The sequence below is a fragment of the Cohnella fermenti genome (genome assembly GCF_004801405.1).
In the GTDB taxonomy this organism is placed as follows: Bacteria; Bacillota; Bacilli; order Paenibacillales; family Paenibacillaceae; genus Cohnella; species Cohnella fermenti.
In genome coordinates this window covers 48,152-65,287 of the sequence record NZ_SSOB01000016.1, presented here as the reverse complement: position 1 = coordinate 65,287, position 17,136 = coordinate 48,152, and the positions used below count along the sequence as shown (strand labels likewise).

Here is a 17,136-nt window from a genome sequence, read left to right as displayed (position 1 = left end):
CGTGCGAACGCCGTCCTTACGCCGACTATTCTTCCGCCCCGCAACGGGACATCGGAATTCGGCTCCTCGCCTCTACTCGTCTCATCTCTTCGGAATGTCTCCGAACTCAGTCGCTCGTCGACCCTCGCGTAAGTTGTCGTCCCTCCGGCCGACCGTTCCGCTCCAAGTCATGCCATCACTATACCACCCTTAGGAACGCCGCGTCAACGGGCCGCCGACAAATCCGGGCGAAGCTTCACCGCTTCCCCCAGGTAGACGTGCCGCATGTCCGCCTGAGCCAGCTCGGTGTTGGCCAGCACCATGAAGCGGATGCACCGCTCCAGGCTTCCCTCGACCGCGATCTCGAGCGAGCACATCAGCGGCACGAACTCCCAGCCTTCGAGCTGGCGAATCGACTTCGCCGGGAACGCCGCGTCAAGGTCCTGCGTCACCGTAATCATGATTCCCGCGATATCCTCGGGCTGGATGCCGTTCACTTCCACGATCGCGTTCAGCAGCGTTACCGACGCATCCAGAATTTGCTGACTGTCATTGGCTTCAACCGTAATGGCGCCGCGTATTCCCCTTACGCTCATACCCCGTTCTCCTCCTTAAGCCCTTCCACGATGCTGCGAACCCATTCCGTGGGAACGTCGCCGCGAATCTCGACCTCTCCGATCGCCTTCGGGACAACGAATACCATCTTGCCTTCCGAGAACTTCTTGTCGTGCATCATCGCCGCCATGATCGCGTCGGTCGAATACCCGCCCGGGATGCGAACCGGCAGGCCGAACTTGCGGAAGAGGCGCTCCGTCTCCGCGGCGATGTCCGCACCGTAGCCGAACTTCTCCGCGAGCCGGGCGGAGCCGACCATGCCGATCGCGATCGCTTCGCCGTGCAGCAGCTCGCCGTAGCCCGCCACCGCTTCGAGCGCATGTCCGATCGTATGGCCGAGGTTCAGAATCGCCCTCAGATCGTTCTCCCTCTCGTCGCGGGAGACGACGATCGCCTTCACCTTGCAGCCCTCGTAGAGAGCGTGGCCGAGCGAATCGGGGTCGAGCGCGAGCAGCCGCTCGGCACGCTCGTCGCAATAATTGACGAAGTCCGCGTCCCAGATCAGCCCGTGCTTGATCACTTCCGAATACCCGGACCGCACATCCCGCATCGGCAGGCTCTTCAGCGTGTCGAGATCGTAGAGCACGAACTCCGGCTGGTGGAACGCGCCGATAATGTTCTTCGCGAGCCGATGATTGACCGCCACCTTGCCCCCGACGCTGCTGTCGTGGGCCAGAATCGTCGTCGGCACCTGCACGAAGCGGACGCCGCGCATGTACGAGGCGGCGACGAAGCCGGCGAGATCGCCGACAACGCCGCCTCCGAGCGCGATGACCGTCGACTTGCGGTCAAGGCCCGCTTCGAGCGCAGCCGTAATCAATTCGTCGAACATCTCGAGCGACTTCGACTGCTCTCCCGACGGGACAACCGCTCTCGTTACCGTGTAGCCCGCTTGCCGCAGCGATGCCTCGAGCGTCGGCGCGTACCGCGCTTCCACCGCCGCATCGGCGACGAGCAGGATCGGCGCCTTCAGCGGGAAGCCCTTCTCGCGGAACAGGTTCCCCGCCTCCGCAAGCAGCCCGGGTCCGATGAGAATCGGATAGGATCTCTCGCCGAGATCGACCTGCAGTTCTCTCCGCTTAGTGGAATCCGCCATCAGTATTCCGCCGCCTGTCTCAAGTAGTTGTCGTAGTTCCGGCGAATCTCCTCGATGGAGTCGCCGCCGAACTTCTCGAGGAACGCCTTCGCGACCTCCCAGGCGACAACGCTCTCCATGACGACGCTCGCCGCGGGAACGGCGCAGGCGTCCGAACGCTCGACTTGGGCCGTGAACTCTTCCCTCGTATCGATATCGACGCTGCGAAGCGGCTTATAGAGCGTCGGGATCGGCTTCATGACGCCGCGCACGATGATCGGCTCGCCGTTCGTCATGCCGCCCTCGAAGCCGCCGAGCCGGTTGCTTGCGCGGTGGTAGCCCTTCTCCGGCGTGTACAGAATCTCGTCGTGCACCTGCGAGCCCGGAAGATCGGCCGCTTCGAAGCCGATGCCGAATTCGACGCCCTTGAACGCGTTGATCGAGACGACCGCTTGCGCGATGCGTCCGTCCAGCTTGCGGTCCCATTGCACGTGGCTGCCGAGGCCGATCGGCAGGCCGGTCACGATGCACTCGACGACGCCGCCGATCGAATCGCCGTCGGCCTTCGTCTGGTCGATCAGCGCCGTCATCGCCGCTTCCGTCTCCGGATCGGTGACGCGCACCGGAGATTCCTCCGTACGGGCGATCAGCTCGTCGATCGGCAGATTCGGCGCCGGCGCCTTGATGCCGCCGATCTTGACGACGTGGCCGGCGACGCGAATGCCGAACGCGGCGAGCAATTGCCTCGCCACCGCGCCGACCGCGACTCTCGCCGCCGTCTCGCGGGCGCTCGAGCGCTCGAGCACGTTGCGCAGGTCCTTATGGTTGTACTTGATTCCGCCGTTCAGGTCCGCGTGGCCCGGACGGGGCCGGTGAATCCGGCGCTTCGTCTCGTCGCTGCCTTCGATCGGCTCGATGTTCATGACCGACGTCCAATGCTTCCAGTCGTTGTTCGCCACGACGAGCGCGACGGGAGCCCCGGTCGTGCGGCCGTGACGGACGCCTCCGAGAATCTGTGCCGTATCCTTCTCGATCTGCATGCGGCGGCCGCGGCCGTGGCCCTTCTGGCGGCGCAGCAGTTGGAAGTTCAATGCCTCGAAGTCAAGTTCGAGATTGCTAGGCAATCCTTCGATAATAGCGGTAAGCTGTGGGCCATGGGTCTCCCCGGCCGTTAAGTAACGTAAGCTCAACTGATGGTCCTCCCTTGTCTCGTTCCAGGACGCTTTAATGCTTCAACCCGATAACGTCTTTGCTCATTATAGCTCAGCCTCGATGACTTTGACAAGAAAACAGCCCGTCAGCTTCTGACGGACTGTTGCCTTGCAGCCGGCTTGGAATCGATCGCCGCATCGCGTACGAAGAGCAGCAGATCGACGTTGTCGAGACCCAGGATCTGCGCGCATTCCCGGGTCGAGATCAACCCGCGCCGGTATGCGGCAACCACTTTGCGCTTGTCCATAAAGATCCTCCGCTATGGAATCGATAGGTCTAGTATCGCGCCGCCATGCGAATCTCATACCGTTCGCCGATAGAAAAAAGTATCCGCCGTCTCAAGTCCGTATTGTCCCGGAGAGAAGATCTGCTCGGTGCTGCCGACGAACAGCAGGCCGCCCGGCTTCAGCGCCTTCGCGAACTTGCCGTACAGCAGATGCTTCGCGTCCTCCGTGAAGTAGATCATCACATTCCGGCACACAATCAGGTCGAACTTGTCCGCGAACGGGTCGACCAGAAGGTTCTGCTTCTGGAACCGAATCGCCCGCTTCAGCTTCTCCGACACGAGGAACGCGCCGTCCTGCTCCGCGAAGTAGTCTTGCCGGAAGCTTCGCGGAACATCGCGCAGCGACCTCTCCAGATAGGAGCCGATCTTCGCCTTCGCCAGCACGCCGTCGTCGATGTCCGTCGCCAGAATCTTGGACGAGGGCAGGACGCCCAGCTTGTCCAGAATCATCGCGATCGTATACGGCTCTTCCCCCGTCGAGCAAGCGGCGCTCCACACGTTAAGCGAAGGAGTCTGCTTGATCATCAGCGGGAAGAACTTGTCCATCAGCAGTTGCCAGCGGTTCGGATTGCGCCAGAATTCGGATACGTTGATCGTCATCCGATCGAGGAATTCGTTCTTCAGCCGCGGTTCCGCCGACATCGCCTCGAAGTACTTCGCGAAGCTCGGGAATCCGTGCTTCGTCCGCAGCGTCGTCAGCCGCCGCCGCATCTGCGTCTCTTTGTATTGGGACAGATCGATGGCCGTCGTTCGCTTGATGTCCGCAACGAATCTGGCGAAATCCTCGTCCTCCGAACGTCCCGCCGCGTAGTTAAACCCGAGCTCCGTCATCCCCGGCCCACTCCCCCATGTTGCCTCGCCTTATGATTTAGATCCACGCCTGAATCAGCTTCTCGTAGGAGACCAATTCCGATGGTTGGAAAAAAATCCCGATCTCCCGTTCGGCGCTCGCGACCGAATCGGAGCCGTGGATCAAGTTGTAGCGCGTATGCAGCGTGTAGTCGCCGCGAATGGTGCCCGGCGCGGCTTCGAGTCCGTTCGTCTTGCCGATAAGCTGTCTGGCGGCCGCTACCGCTTGGTCGCCTTGCCACACCATCGCGAATACGGGACCGGAAGTGATGAACGACAGCAGGAGGTCGTAGAAGTCCTTGCCCGCATGCTCCGCATAATGGCGCGCCGCTTGCTCACCCGTCACCTGCATGAGCTTCGCGCCGACGAGAGTAAGCCCTTTGCGTTCGAGGCGGCCGACGATCTCCCCGATCAGCCCGCGCTGAACCCCGTCCGGCTTGACCATCAAATATGTCCGTTCCATTCCAAGACCTCCTTTTATTCCCGTAATGATGTTATCTTACCATAATCAATAGCTTCTCTGCGCCACAAACTTGGCGATCTCGCCCAGATTCTTCCGCGCCGGGATATTCGGCAGCTTGTCGAGCTCGGCAAGCGCCTTGGCGATGTAGCGGTCCGCCAGCTTCTCCGCCGCCGCGATGCCTTCGCTCGAGCGAACAAGCTTCACCGCCGCCGCGGAATCGCCCTCTCCATCCGCTCCGCGGATAAGGGCGATCTCCTTCAGCAGCGGCTCCCGCAGCCCCGCCTCGCGTAGCGCGAACAGCACCGGCAGCGTAATATTGCCCTGGCGCAGATCGCTTCCCGGCGGCTTGCCGATCGCCTTCTCCGTGCCGCACAGATCAAGCAGGTCGTCGGTAATCTGGAACGCCATGCCGACCTGATAGCCGAACCGGTACAGCGCCGCGCTTACCCGGTCCGGAGCCCCGGCGGCGATCGCGCCGAGCTGGCAGCTTATCGCGATGAGGAGCGCCGTCTTGCGGCGAATGCGCAGCAGGTAGTTGCGCGTGCTCTGCTCCGTGTTGAAGAAGTCGCGGATCTGCTCCATTTCGCCGATGCACATCTGCACGATGGCCCCGGACAGAATGCGGTGGATGCGCGGATCCTCCAACTGGCCGGCGACGACAAGCGCTTTGCCGTGTATGTAGTCCCCCGTGAACATGGCGATCCGGTTGTCCCACTTCGCCTTCACGGTCGGTTGGCCGCGCCTTACGTCCGCGTCGTCGATAACGTCGTCGTGGACAAGCGAGGCCATATGGATCAGCTCCAGCGGAACCGCCACCTTCTTGAGTCTGTCCAGATCGTATTCGCCGAACTTGCCCGCCAGCAGCACGAACACGGGCCGAAGCCGCTTGCCCCCCGCCTTGAGCAGATGCTTGGCCGATTCGTCCAGCAGTTTAAGCTCCGAAGAGACGCTGGCCTCGAGCGTATCTTCGATCGCTTGCAGCTCGGACTTCAAGGATGCATATAGCTTGATTAGTTTCATAGAGTCACCTTCGGATGCTAGGATAACGCGCTGACGCGCTAGGCGTGAACGGATTCGGGCCATTGCTCAAGGCGAACCGGGCCTTCCAGCAAGCCCAGTTCCCTTGCGTATTGGAAGTACAACTGCAAGCCGGCCTGCTCGCGGCTTCCGAAGTCGTGGCTTAAGCCGTCGAAGTAGCCGTTCCAGTAGTCGGACGTGCCTCCGATCCGGCGGACCGCCTCGCGAACGATCGGCTCGCGGTCCGCCAGATTGCGCCGCTTGCAGGCGAGAAGCTCGCGATAGATCGACGCGACCGCCTCCGGCTGCCGTCTTGCGGCTTCGCGGCGCACGGCCCAGACGGCGAACGTCATGCCAAGGCCCGTCCACGTTCGCCAGATCTCGCCCAGGTCGAGCACCTGGCAGCCCCGGTTCTCCCACGAGGCCCGAATCGCATGGTCGCCGATGAGCAGCGCGGCGTCCGCCGTCTCGAGCATCGCCTCCAGGTTCGGCTCGGCCGCTTCGTAGACGGGCTTGCCCCCATAGAACTTCTCCATGACGATCTTGAGCAGGTTCACTGTCGTCGCCGATGTCGACGACATCATGATCTTGCCGAAGCGAACCTTCTCAAGCGGAGACTTCAGGAAGAGCAGCAGCGACTTGACGGCTCCGTCCGCGCTGACCGACAGGTTCGGCAGCAGCAGGTAATCTTCACCGTTCAGCCCGTAGGCGAAGGAGGAGATGGCCGCGAGGTCGATCTCCCCTTCCCTCAGCTTGCGGTTCAATTCGGCCGGCATTCCGTAGACGACTTCGGCTTCGCAGTCGAGCCTCTTCTCGTCGAAGCCGTGGAACACCGGCCATACGTTCGCGTAATCGATTCTCCCGATTCGAATCAGACGGGAATGCTCAGATGTTGTCATGCGTCTCTCCCCATCTTCTGAATAATCGGTGAGGAACATTCATGCCGTCCAGCACCTTGCCGACGACGAAGTCGACGGCGTCCTCGAGCGTCTGCGGCCCGTGATAGAACGCGGGCATCGCCGGAACGATTCGGACGCCGAGCCGCGCCAGCTTCAGCATGTTCTCCAGATGGATTGCATGCAGCGGCGTCTCGCGGGGAACGAGCAGCAGCGGCCGTCCTTCCTTCAGCGCCACGTCCGCCGAGCGGGTCAGCAGATTGTCCGCCGAGCCGTGGGCGATGGCCGACAGCGTCCCCATCGAACAAGGGACGACAACCATTCCTTCGCACAGGAACGAGCCGCTGGCGATGGCCGCTCCGATATCGCCGAACGGGTAAAACTTCAGCGCCGAGCTCTCGTCAAGCCCGAGCCCTTCGGCCAGCGCTTCCTTCCTTCTCGCCGCATCCCAGCCGAGCTCTTCCTTCAGCACGCGCCAGCCGGCGTCGCTGACGACCAGATGCACCTCGATGCCGGCCGCGAGCAATTCCTTGCACAGCTTGACGCCGTAGACGGCTCCGCTCGCCCCGGTCCAGCCGACGACCCACCGCCGCGGCCGGTCTGCGGCAACGCTTCCCGAGCTTACCATGACCTCACCAGCACGAGATCGACGAAGGTGAAGACGAACACGACCGAGCTCAGAACCCCGTTCATCGTGAAGAACGCCGCCTGCAGCTTGCTGAGGTCCTCCGGCGTGACAAGACGATGCTCGTAGAAGAGCAAGGCGGCCGAGATGACCGTCCCGATCAGGTACCACCAGCTAAGGTCGGTCAGCGCCAGCAAGGCGACGAAGCCGACGATCGTAAGCAGATGGAAGGCGCGGGCGATCTTCAGCGCGCCCGCGATGCCGAAGCGGGACGGGATCGAATGCAGCCCTTCCTTGCGGTCGATCTCGATGTCCTGGCAGGAATAGATCACATCGAAGCCGGCCGTCCACAGCGCGACCGTCGCGAACAGCACAAGCGCGGGAAGCGTAATCGTGCCCGTCACCGCGACCCAGCCGCCGAGAGGAGCAAGCCCGAGGGTAATGCCGAGCACGACGTGGCACAGCCAGGTGAATCGTTTGGTATAAGAGTAGATGACCGTGAAGAATACCGCGACGGGAAGCAGCTTGACCGCCAGGCTGCTAAGCTGCGAGGCCGCCCAGAACAGAATCGCGAAGGAGATAACGATAAAGAGAACGACCTCTCCCGCCTTCAGCAGGCCGGCAGGAATCGCTCTCTTCTCCGTGCGGGGATTGCGGGCGTCGATGTATCGGTCGATGACGCGGTTCAGGCCCATGGCGGCGCTTCTCGCGCCGACCATCGCGAGCAGAATCCATCCGCACTCCGCCCAGCTCGGCAACGCGTGATTCTCGGTTACGGCGCCCAGAATCGTTCCTACGTAAGCGAACGGAAGCGCGAAGATCGTGTGCTCGAACTTGATCATTTCCAGGAAAATCTTGATTTTGCGAATCATGAGTCCTTAGTCCCTTTCGTTCCGATATGCAGCGCCGCCACGCCTCCCGTGAGAGGATACGCGCGGACGTCCCGCAGTCCCGCTTCCCGGAACATCTCGGCGAGACGAGGCAGGTCGGGGAAGCTCGCCAGCGATTCCGGCAGCCAGCGGTACTGCTCGTAGCTCTTCACGAACCACTTGCCCAGCAGCGGCATGATTCTCTGGAAGTACAGATTAAAGAAGAACTTGAACGGCTGCCAGCCGGGCTTCGAGCACTCGAGGCAGACGACTTGCCCGCCCGGCTTCGTCACCCGCTCCATCTCGCTGAGCACCTGCTTGATATCCGGCACGTTGCGCAGGCCGAAGCCGATCGTTACGCAATCGAACGTGTTGTCCGCGAACGGCAGCGCCATCGCGTTGCCCTGCACGAGTTCGATGCGTCCGTCCAGCTCCAGCTTCGCGATCTTGCTTCTTCCGATCTCCAGCATGTTATGGCTGAAGTCGAGGCCGACCGTGCGGCCGCTCCCGCTCGCCTTCGCGATGTCGATCGTCCAGTCGCACGTGCCGCAGCACAGGTCGAGCGCGCTCTCCCCCGGCTTCATGTCCATCTTGCGCATGGTGAACCTCCGCCACGCCTTATGCCTGCGGAAGCTGATAATATCGTTCATCATATCGTACTTCGGCGCGATGCTCTCGAAGACGGAATGAACGTGACTCTTGTCTGAACTGCTCGTCATCTTCGGCTCACCCCAATTCCTTAATCCCTGCGGCGGGCATCGGCCCGATCCGTCTCAGGAACGGCTCGATGAGCAGTTGAAGCTCCTTCGCCAGCTTGTCCGAAGGCAGTCTTGCGATCAACTGCTGAAGCTGGCCGACCGTCTGGAGCAGTTGGGCGACAAGCTTATCCGCGACCGAATACTTGCTCATGAGCAGTTCCTTCGCATTCGGGTCCGCTCCGTCGTCCGCGATCGTCCGCCGATCCTCTTCGCTGCCTTCCTGCAGGATGTGCCATACGCCCCAGCCATGCGGCGACGCCCCGTGCTCCTCTGCCCGGTTCAGCTCCTGGACGAGCAGCTCGCATCTCGTGAAGCGTTCGATCATCTCCGGCCAGAGCCGTTCGTACAGCCCGCTCATCAGATGCGTGAAGGACAGGAACAGGCCCGACTTGATCTCGGAGCCGTGCCGGAGATAATCTTCCGCATTCAGCTTCATCTGCTTCATCTTCGAGTAGAACAGCACCTTCACCCGGTTCAACTCGCAGATGGCATCCCCCATCCGCCGGATCATATCGATCTGGCCGGCCTGAGCGAGCAGATTGTAGAAGCGTCCGCTGAAGTAATCGCCGGCGAGCACCTTAAGCTGCCGGGAGCGCATGCCCCTGATCCCGCCGCCCGAGGCGCCGGCTTCATTGTCTACCTGATCGTGAATATCAAGGCCCATCTGGACAAGCGAGGTGACGACGGCCAGCAGATCCTTATGGGTCACGGCCGAAGGCTGGTGGGAGAGAACCGCATGAAGCAGACGGATTCTTCCTTCCGGCAGCTCCGGAACGTCCGTATGCAGCGCGATCATATCGTAGTCCATGTACTTCTGGGCCATTTGCGTCAAATGGTTACGTGTCATTATTCAGCCTCCGAGCAATAAACGAGAGCAGCAGGTCCGTTTGCATGGCAACAATTATACCATATCCATCCGGCGTCCGCATAAATGTCGTATTCTTTTCACGAATTCGCAACCGATCTTCTCCAGCCCTCTCCGGCTCTCGTCCAATCGGGCCTGATCTTCGGCGCCCACGCCGGCTCCGCGCCTCCGCCCGGCGTCCGCAAGCCGGCAAGCTCGGGGGCGGTCCAGTCGGCCGCCCGCGTATCGGCGGAGAACAAGAGCTGGCGAATGCCGCTGGACTCTCCGAATACGCGCACGAGCAGTTGCCGGACGTTGTGCACCTTGACGAATGACAGGTCGACGAGCGTTGCCGCATCGCGCCAGACGGCGGACGCGTCGTTCTTGCCCGCCTGCACCGTCAGATCGACCGTCAGAATGCCGGATTCCCAGAGCAGCCTGCGGATGGACGTCTCGAGCGGCAGCGCGGCGAACGCGTCCACGATGCTCTCCTGGGAGAGAGTCTGGACCGACATCGGCGCGAACACGGCGTGCGGAGCGCCGCGCGCCTCCGCCGGAGCGCTTAATCTCGCCAACTGGCCCAACGCGACAACGGCCGCCAAGCTGACCGCCGCAAGCAGCAGCCCCGCCTTAACGTATGACATCGGCATCCCGCCTTCCGAGCTCTTTGTCCCTACCTTCTCATTGTACAAAGAAAAAAGGCAGGCTATGCCATCGCCTGTCCTTCCTCGGAATAGGGAATCTTGCCTGCCGCTCGGCGAGCGGGCCGCGTCGTCCCGATCAAGCTTCGTCTTCCGTCCGCCGCCGGTTCCGGTTACGCGTCGGTCTCGACCGTTCCGTACTTCGTCAGGATGGTCGCCTTGCCTCTGATCTTGATCGCCGAGGTATGGTCGGTAAATTGGGCGATCATCACCTCGCCGCGATCCAGCTTCTCCGTATGATGGAATCTTGTATCATGACCGCGGGTGAGACCGATCACGTTCACTCCGTTATCCTTCGCCTTGATGACGATATATTCTCCGCTGCCCTGCGACAGTTCCATGGTCCGTCCACCTCCTGTTGCGCTCTATCCTTCCACTATGAAGGAAGGGCCCGCCCGATGTCAATCGGAAGGGTTCGTCAATCGAAAGGGCTGCTCCACAGGTTGTCAAACCTAGTTGGAGCAGCCCCTTCTCTTGGGAACGAACTCATGAAGCAAGTCCGCTATGCTTATGTATGGTCGGAGTAGCGGGATTCGAACCCACGGCCTCATCCACCCCAAGGATGCGCGCTACCAGGCTGCGCTATACCCCGAAACAGGTTCGAGTGCCATTATAGCACAGGCTGGAAGAACTTCGCAATCCTCGATTCCGCACAATACTAAGCAAATTCGAATCTTTATTTAATGCCTTCCTTCAGCGCCTTGCCCGGCTTGAACGCCGGAATCTTGCCGGCCGGAATCTCGATCTCCACGCCGGTTTGAGGATTGCGGCCCTTGCGGGCGGAACGCTCTCTGACCTCGAAGTTGCCGAAGCCGACGAGCTGAACCTTGTCTCCGTTCTGCAACGCGTCGGAAATAACGTCGAAGACGGCATCCACCGCTTGAGTTACATCTTTCTTGGACAGATCCGTCAATTCGGATACTTTGGCAATCAGTTCAGTCTTGTTCATGACATTCACCTCCCTAAGGCGGAAACTGGCTTGTTAACTGTTTAACCGTTTCTCCAGAAATTATACACAGAGACGACTCGCCGTTTCAAGCGGGATTGGGCGCTGCGGCGTTCGCGAGGCGGATTTAAGCCGCCTTCTTGCGGTGGCTGTTCATGAAGGTGACGGCAAGCGCAAGAATCAGCACCGCTCCCTTGACGATGTCATTCTTGTAATATTCCACATGAAGCATCGTCAATCCGTTCGTCAACACGCCGATCAGCACGGCTCCGACGAAGGTGCCGACCACATTCGGGCGCCCCGCGCCAAGCACCGAATAGCCGACGAACACGGCCGCTACGGCTTCCATCAGCAGCGGAGATCCGGCGTCGATCTGGCCGGAGCCGACGCGGGCGGCGAACAGAATGCCGCCGATTGCCGCCATGACGCCGGACGCGATGTACGCGTACATGCGAACCCGCTTGACGCGAAGGCCCGACAGGCGAGCCGCCTCCTCGTTGCCGCCCGTCATGATCATCTGACGGCCCCAACGGGTGTATTTGAAGAACAAGTGAATGACAATGACCGCGATAATCATCAGAATAACCGGGAATGGAACGCCGAGCAGCTTGCCCTGTCCGATCCACAGAAAATTTTTTTCCATAATGCCCGGCGCCTTCGTTCCATCGGTCATCTGCATATTGCTGTAGATCGCATAGCCCTTCGTGTACGTCTTGTGAATTCCGTTGATGATGTACATCATCGCCAGCGTCGCAATCATGTCCGGAATTCTGACCTTGATGATGAGCAGCGCATTAAGAAGGCCGACGAGCGCGCCGATGACAAGCGGAACGACGAGGGTGACGACGAGCGGCATCTCGAACCAGACCATCATCGTCGCCGTCACGACGGTCGTCAGCGATACGGTCGCGCCTACGGACAAGTCGAAGCCGTCCACCGTGAGCGAGATCGTCACGCCGATCGCGATGAAGGTCACGATGGAGATGGAACGCAGAATATCCGTCAGGTTGCCGTACGTGAAGAAGTACTCGTTGTACAGCGAGAAGAACAGAAGCACAATCCCGATGAACACCAGAGCTCCGTATTTGTAAATATATTGCATCAGTTTGTTGTTCAAGCTAGCTCCTCCTGACCTGCGCTCGCGTAATATAACAGATTCTCCTGCGTGGCCTCGCCGCGAAGGAATTGCTTAACGATCCGGCCGTCGCACATGACAAGAATCCGGTCGGCCAATCCGAGCGCCTCGGCGAATTCGCAAGTCAGATACAGAATGCCCTTCCCCTGAGCGGCCAGCTCCCCGATGATCAGGAAGATGTCGCGCTTGGCTCCGATGTCGACGCCCTTGGTCGGCTCGTCGAGCACGAACACTTCGGCGGCCGTATTCAGCCACTTGCCGATCGCGACCTTCTGCTGGTTGCCCCCGCTCAAGAAGCCGGTCAACTGGCTCGCCGACGGCGTCTTGATGCCGAGCCGTTCGATGACGCCGGCGGCGTTGTCCTTCTCCTGGCGCCCGGACAGCACGCCCCACCGGCTCAGCTTCCCGAGAATCGGGAGACTGAGGTTGTGCAGCACCGACTCCTTCACGAGAATGCCTTCCTTGCGGCGCTCCTCAGGGACGAGCACGATGCCGGAATTCACGGCGTCAGCCGGCGCTCTCAGATCGGCGTTGCGGCTTGCGACCGCGACGGTTCCCCCGTCCGCCTCGTCGACGCCGAACAGCAGCCGGGACAGCTCGGTCTTGCCCGCGCCCACAAGGCCGACGACGGCGACGATCTCGCCTCGCCTCACGTCCAGGTCGACGCTGCGCACGCGATTGCCCTGCGACAGCCCCTTGACGGACAGCAGCACCTCACCGATCGGAACGTCCTGCTTCGGATACTCGTCGTCGAGACTTCTTCCCAGCATCGCATGGATAATGTCGGACGTGTCCAGCCCCGCCGTCGGTTCCGACACAATCATTCGCCCGTCTCTCATGACCGTGGCCCGGTCGCAGATCTGGAACACTTCGTGAAGCCGGTGCGAGATAAACACGAGTCCGATGCCCGACTTCTTCAGCTTGTCCATAATACGGAACAGTTGATCGGTCTCTTCCAGGCTGAGGGGGGCGGTCGGTTCGTCGAAAATCACGACTTTGGCTTCCTCGACCATCACGCGTGCGATGAGCACCAGTTGCTTCTCGGCGAGCGTCAGGTCGGCGACCTTCTTCCGCACGGGAACGTCCAGCCCGAGCTCGGCGAGCAGCTTCTCCGCCTCGCTGTACAGATCTCGCCACTTCACCCAGGCGCGCTGCCGCGCCGTCATCATCCGATCGAGGAAGATATTCTCCGCGACCGACAATTGCGCCACCAGAGAGGTGTCGACCTCCTGGTAGACGCAGTGAATTCCCGCCGCCTTGGCGTCCGCGGGAGAACGCAGGATCAGGTCGCGGCCTTCCAGCCGTATCGTCCCTTCGTCCGCCTCATAAGCCCCGGACAATATCTTCATCAGGGTGCTTTTGCCCGCGCCGTTCGCCCCGAGCAGAGCATGAATCTCTCCCGCCCGAACGGTGAACCCGGCGTCATGCAGCGCCCTGACGCCGGAGAACGACTTGCCGATTCCGGTCATCTCGAGCAAGCTCATCTTATCCATTCGCAGAATCCCTTCCCTTGTCGGCAGAATGCTTGCAGACAGCAGGAAACGGCGCGGCTATTCGCCAGCGCCGTAATCCAACCGCCGTTCCGAACGTATGACTTACTTCGCAGCGACGGCTGCCTCAAGCTCCTTGAGATAATCGGTGTTGCCTTGGTCGCTCTCGCCCCATCCTTCTACGTACTGGGACAGCTCGGCCGTCGTCACTTGCTTGTCCGTCGGCAGAGCGTCGCGGCTTACGTAGACGGAATCGATCTGTACAGCCGGCTCCGGCGTGTCGCCGTGCAGCGCTTGGTACAGGTAACGCACATGAACGGTGCCGATCGTCGTCGGATCGACCGCTGCCGATGCGACCCAAGGGCTCGTCGGATCTTGAATCATCGCCAGATCCTCGTCGCTCATGTCGATGCCGTATACCTTGATCTCGTCGCGGCCCGCTTGCTTGATCGCGTTGGCGGCGCCCTTGGCGAACTCGTCCCATGCCGCCCATACGGCCGTGATGCTGCCCTTCTCCGGATACTGCTTCAGGATGGCTTCCATCTTCGTCTGCGAATCCAATTGCGGGTTGCTCGCGTCGCCGAAGGAAGTGATCTCCTTGATGTCCGGATACTTCGCTTGGAAGGCCGCATACGATTCCTGACGACGCTCCATCGGCGCGAAGCCGGCCACCCACACCTTGACGATGTTGCCCTTGCCGCCCGCATCGGCAGCGAGCTGCTCAAGCGTCTGCTCGGCCATCTTCTGGTCGTTCTGAGACAGGTCCGTTACGCCGTCGATGCCGAGAGCCGCGTCGAACGCGACGACCGGAATGCCGGCTTCCTTCGCCTTCGCCACGCCGGCGGACAATGCGTCCGCATTGCCGTGGTCGATCAGAATGCCGTCGAACTTCTGGTTGACGGCCGCATCCAGGTTCGATGCCATCTTGCTGAGGTCGTTCTCGGATGCGAACACCGTCACTTCGCCGCCGAACTTCTTGACTTGGGACTTGACTCCGTCAATGTACTGCGCGGAGAATGTTCCCGTATTGAACTGCATGACGAGCGCGATCTTCTTGCCCGCCAGCGGATTATCCACACTGCCCGACTCGTTATTGTTGTTGCCGCACGCGGTGAGCGCCAGCACCAATGCCATCGCGAGCGTAAACCAGACGCCCCATTTTCTCTGTTTGATCATTCCCAACTGCCTCCTAAGTAATAATGGCTTGTCCTTATAAATCTAAAGTAAATATAAACCCAATATCCAACTATGTCAATTGGATTTATATAATTTAGCCCAATCGCTATGCCGTAGTACATTGTAGGACATATTTGTCGAATAAACAATTGATTTGTCGATATTCTCGCAAAAAAACCATATTCCCATGCGATCCGCGTACGGCGTAACCGCCCAACAACTCCAAACTGTCGCTCTTTCTCGCTCGCCCCGAGCTCTCCATCCCCCTCGAACTCTCCCACGTTCCCCGAGCTCCCCCTCGTTCCCCGAACTCTCCCGAACTCTCCCGAGCTCCCCCGAACTCTCCCGCCGCCGCGCGATCCGCTCGCCTCTTCCGATGCTCCTGCGATTTTATATGAATTTTCACATTCGTCGGCTTGGATTGGGAGGAGATTGCGGCGTTTTATGTGGTTTTTAGCATATATACGGAAATTCGATCCTGAATTCCCTCCATTTATGCTATTTTTCACATAGAATCGCCCAAACTGCCCGTTATAGCGCCGCACCAATGTGATTTTTCGCATAAAATTCGGCGCCCCCTCGGCTTCGGCGGGCGGGTTCTCCGACTTTAATAGGCGGCCCCCGCTCCGCCTTAACGACAAACAACCGGCCCCGGAGAAGCCCGGAGCCGGCCGTTCGTTCAACCATCGTTACAGAATAATCGCGATAAGTCCGCCGGAGCCTTCGTTGATGATGCGGCCGAGCGTCTCTTGCAGCTTGTAGCGGGCGTTGTCGGGCATCATCGCGATCTTGCCTTGAATGCCTTCGCGGACAATCGAATGCAGCGAGCGGCCGAAGATGTCGGACTCCCAGATCTTGATCGGGTCCTTCTCGAAGTCCTGCATCAGGTAGCGCACGAGCTCCTCGCTCTGCTTCTCCGTTCCGATGATCGGCGCGAACTCGGATTCGACGTCGACGCGGATCATGTGGATCGACGGCGCAGTCGCCTTGAGGCGGACGCCGAACCGGGAGCCTTGGCGAATGAGCTCGGGCTCGTCGAGCACCATCTCCGCGAGGGACGGAGCGGCCACGCCGTAGCCGGTCGTCTTGACCATCTCGAGCGCCTCGGCGAACCGGTCGTACTCGCGCTTCGCGTGAGCGAACTCCTGCATCAGTTGCAGCAGGTGGTCCTTGCCGCGAATCTCGGTGCCGACCACCTCCTGCAGGATGCGGTCGTACAGCTCATCCGGCGCGTACAGGTCGATCTCGGCGACGCCTTGGCCCATGTTCATGCCGCTTAAGCCCGCCTTGGCGATGAACTCGTACTCCAGGAAGTTCGAGACGATGCGGTCGACGTCGCGCAAGCGCCGGATGTCCTTCACCGTATCGCGAACGGAGTTCTCGTAGCTCGACCGCAGCCAGTGGCGCTCGTTCAGCACCATGACCCAGCTCGGCAGGTTGACGTTGACCTCGTGCACGGGGAACTCGTAGAGCACCTCGCGCAGCACGCTCATCACTTCTTCCTCGCCCATCGTGGCGACGCTGAGCGTGATGACCGGAATATCGTATTTGGCGGCGAGCTCGCTGCGAAGCGCCAGCGCTTCGTCGCTGCGAGGACGCGTGGAGTTGACGATCAGGACGAACGGCTTGCCGACTTCCTTCAGCTCCTGGATGACCCGCTCCTCGGCTTCCACGTAAGCGCTGCGCGGAATTTCCGCGATCGAGCCGTCGGTCGTCACGACGACGCCGAGCGTGGAATGCTCCTGAATAACCTTGCGGGTGCCGATCTCGGCCGCTTCCTGGAACGGGATCGGATCTTCGAACCAAGGCGTCGAGATCATGCGCGGGCCGTTCTCGTCCTCGTAGCCCTTGGCTCCTTCCACGGCGTAGCCGACGCAATCGACGAGCCGAACGTTGACCTCGAGCCCTTCCGCCACCTTGATCTGAACCGCGTTATTCGGTACGAACTTCGGTTCCGTCGTCATGATCGTCCGGCCGGCCGCGCTCTGCGGCAGCTCGTCGATCGCCCGGACCCGATCGGATTCATGGGCGATGTTCGGCAGCACGACAGTCTCGACGAACCGCTTGATGAAGGTCGATTTGCCCGTCCGGACGGCGCCGACGACCCCGAGGTAGATATCGCCGCCCGTGCGTTCAGCGATATCCTTGAAAATGTCCACTTTTTCCAATGAGATTCCCTCCTCTTCGTAATCGCGAAGCC

At 60.7% G+C, this 17,136-nt stretch carries 19 protein-coding genes and 1 tRNA gene; all 20 read right to left on the bottom strand.

Features of this window, described 5'->3' with window-relative positions:
- Nucleotides 1-203: 203 nt before the first annotated feature.
- Nucleotides 204-575, bottom strand: a complete 372-nt coding sequence (gene aroH / locus E6C55_RS14285) for a chorismate mutase (RefSeq protein ID WP_136370474.1) — start codon at nt 573-575, stop codon at nt 204-206.
- A complete protein-coding gene (aroB, locus tag E6C55_RS14280; RefSeq protein WP_211093582.1) occupies nt 572-1,690 on the bottom strand; it encodes a 3-dehydroquinate synthase in 1,119 nt (372 codons plus the stop codon). The genes aroH and aroB overlap by 4 nt, the downstream gene beginning before the upstream one ends.
- Nucleotides 1,690-2,859: a chorismate synthase gene (gene aroC, locus E6C55_RS14275; RefSeq protein ID WP_136370472.1), complete on the bottom strand. Its 1,170-nt coding sequence runs from the start codon at nt 2,857-2,859 to the stop codon at nt 1,690-1,692. Before aroC ends, aroB begins: the two co-directional genes overlap by 1 nt.
- A 107-nt stretch (nt 2,860-2,966) precedes the next feature.
- Nucleotides 2,967-3,128 (bottom strand): hypothetical protein, encoded by a 162-nt coding sequence (locus E6C55_RS33825; RefSeq protein ID WP_168735639.1) that lies wholly within the window; start codon nt 3,126-3,128, stop codon nt 2,967-2,969.
- A gap of 54 nt (nt 3,129-3,182) precedes the next feature.
- Nucleotides 3,183-3,998 (bottom strand): CheR family methyltransferase, encoded by an 816-nt coding sequence (locus tag E6C55_RS14270; RefSeq protein ID WP_136370471.1) that lies wholly within the window; start codon nt 3,996-3,998, stop codon nt 3,183-3,185.
- A 37-nt stretch (nt 3,999-4,035) separates the two neighbouring features.
- Nucleotides 4,036-4,479, bottom strand: coding sequence for a nucleoside-diphosphate kinase (gene ndk, locus E6C55_RS14265; protein WP_136370470.1), 444 nt, complete (start codon nt 4,477-4,479; stop codon nt 4,036-4,038).
- A gap of 45 nt (nt 4,480-4,524) precedes the next feature.
- Nucleotides 4,525-5,499 (bottom strand): polyprenyl synthetase family protein, encoded by a 975-nt coding sequence (locus E6C55_RS14260; protein ID WP_136370469.1) that lies wholly within the window; start codon nt 5,497-5,499, stop codon nt 4,525-4,527.
- A gap of 38 nt (nt 5,500-5,537) precedes the next feature.
- Nucleotides 5,538-6,395, bottom strand: a complete 858-nt coding sequence (locus E6C55_RS14255; protein WP_136370468.1) for a menaquinone biosynthetic enzyme MqnA/MqnD family protein — start codon at nt 6,393-6,395, stop codon at nt 5,538-5,540.
- Nucleotides 6,382-7,020 carry a UbiX family flavin prenyltransferase gene (locus E6C55_RS14250; protein WP_136370467.1) on the bottom strand — a complete coding sequence of 213 codons (639 nt, stop codon included), beginning with the start codon at nt 7,018-7,020 and terminating at the stop codon, nt 6,382-6,384. The genes E6C55_RS14255 and E6C55_RS14250 overlap by 14 nt, the downstream gene beginning before the upstream one ends.
- Nucleotides 7,014-7,889, bottom strand: coding sequence for a UbiA-like polyprenyltransferase (locus tag E6C55_RS14245; protein ID WP_136370466.1), 876 nt, complete (start codon nt 7,887-7,889; stop codon nt 7,014-7,016). The genes E6C55_RS14250 and E6C55_RS14245 overlap by 7 nt, the downstream gene beginning before the upstream one ends.
- Complete coding sequence (locus E6C55_RS14240) at nt 7,886-8,605, bottom strand: demethylmenaquinone methyltransferase (RefSeq protein WP_136370465.1); 720 nt, start codon at nt 8,603-8,605, stop codon at nt 7,886-7,888. Before E6C55_RS14240 ends, E6C55_RS14245 begins: the two co-directional genes overlap by 4 nt.
- 7 nt (nt 8,606-8,612) lie before the next feature.
- The gene (locus tag E6C55_RS14235) at nt 8,613-9,491 is read right to left on the bottom strand and encodes a heptaprenyl diphosphate synthase component 1 (RefSeq protein WP_136370464.1); all 879 of its coding nucleotides are present in this window, start codon (nt 9,489-9,491) and stop codon (nt 8,613-8,615) included.
- 98 nt (nt 9,492-9,589) lie between these two features.
- Nucleotides 9,590-10,132 (bottom strand): hypothetical protein, encoded by a 543-nt coding sequence (locus E6C55_RS14230; protein ID WP_136370463.1) that lies wholly within the window; start codon nt 10,130-10,132, stop codon nt 9,590-9,592.
- Between the two features lie 170 nt (nt 10,133-10,302).
- Complete coding sequence (mtrB, locus tag E6C55_RS14225) at nt 10,303-10,530, bottom strand: trp RNA-binding attenuation protein MtrB (RefSeq protein WP_211093581.1); 228 nt, start codon at nt 10,528-10,530, stop codon at nt 10,303-10,305.
- A 174-nt stretch (nt 10,531-10,704) separates the two neighbouring features.
- Nucleotides 10,705-10,781 (bottom strand) — tRNA-Pro (locus tag E6C55_RS14220).
- Between the two features lie 84 nt (nt 10,782-10,865).
- Entirely contained in the window at nt 10,866-11,138 is a 273-nt protein-coding gene (locus E6C55_RS14215; protein WP_136370462.1) for an HU family DNA-binding protein, read from the bottom strand.
- A 124-nt stretch (nt 11,139-11,262) separates the two neighbouring features.
- Nucleotides 11,263-12,237, bottom strand: coding sequence for an ABC transporter permease (locus tag E6C55_RS14210; protein ID WP_136370572.1), 975 nt, complete (start codon nt 12,235-12,237; stop codon nt 11,263-11,265).
- A gap of 11 nt (nt 12,238-12,248) precedes the next feature.
- Nucleotides 12,249-13,754 carry a sugar ABC transporter ATP-binding protein gene (locus E6C55_RS14205; protein WP_136370571.1) on the bottom strand — a complete coding sequence of 502 codons (1,506 nt, stop codon included), beginning with the start codon at nt 13,752-13,754 and terminating at the stop codon, nt 12,249-12,251.
- Nucleotides 13,755-13,865: 111 nt separating this feature from the next.
- Nucleotides 13,866-14,936: a sugar ABC transporter substrate-binding protein gene (locus E6C55_RS14200; protein WP_136370461.1), complete on the bottom strand. Its 1,071-nt coding sequence runs from the start codon at nt 14,934-14,936 to the stop codon at nt 13,866-13,868.
- A 689-nt stretch (nt 14,937-15,625) separates the two neighbouring features.
- The gene (gene spoIVA, locus E6C55_RS14195) at nt 15,626-17,104 is read right to left on the bottom strand and encodes a stage IV sporulation protein A (RefSeq protein WP_136370460.1); all 1,479 of its coding nucleotides are present in this window, start codon (nt 17,102-17,104) and stop codon (nt 15,626-15,628) included.
- Between the last annotated feature and the right edge of the window lie 32 nt (nt 17,105-17,136).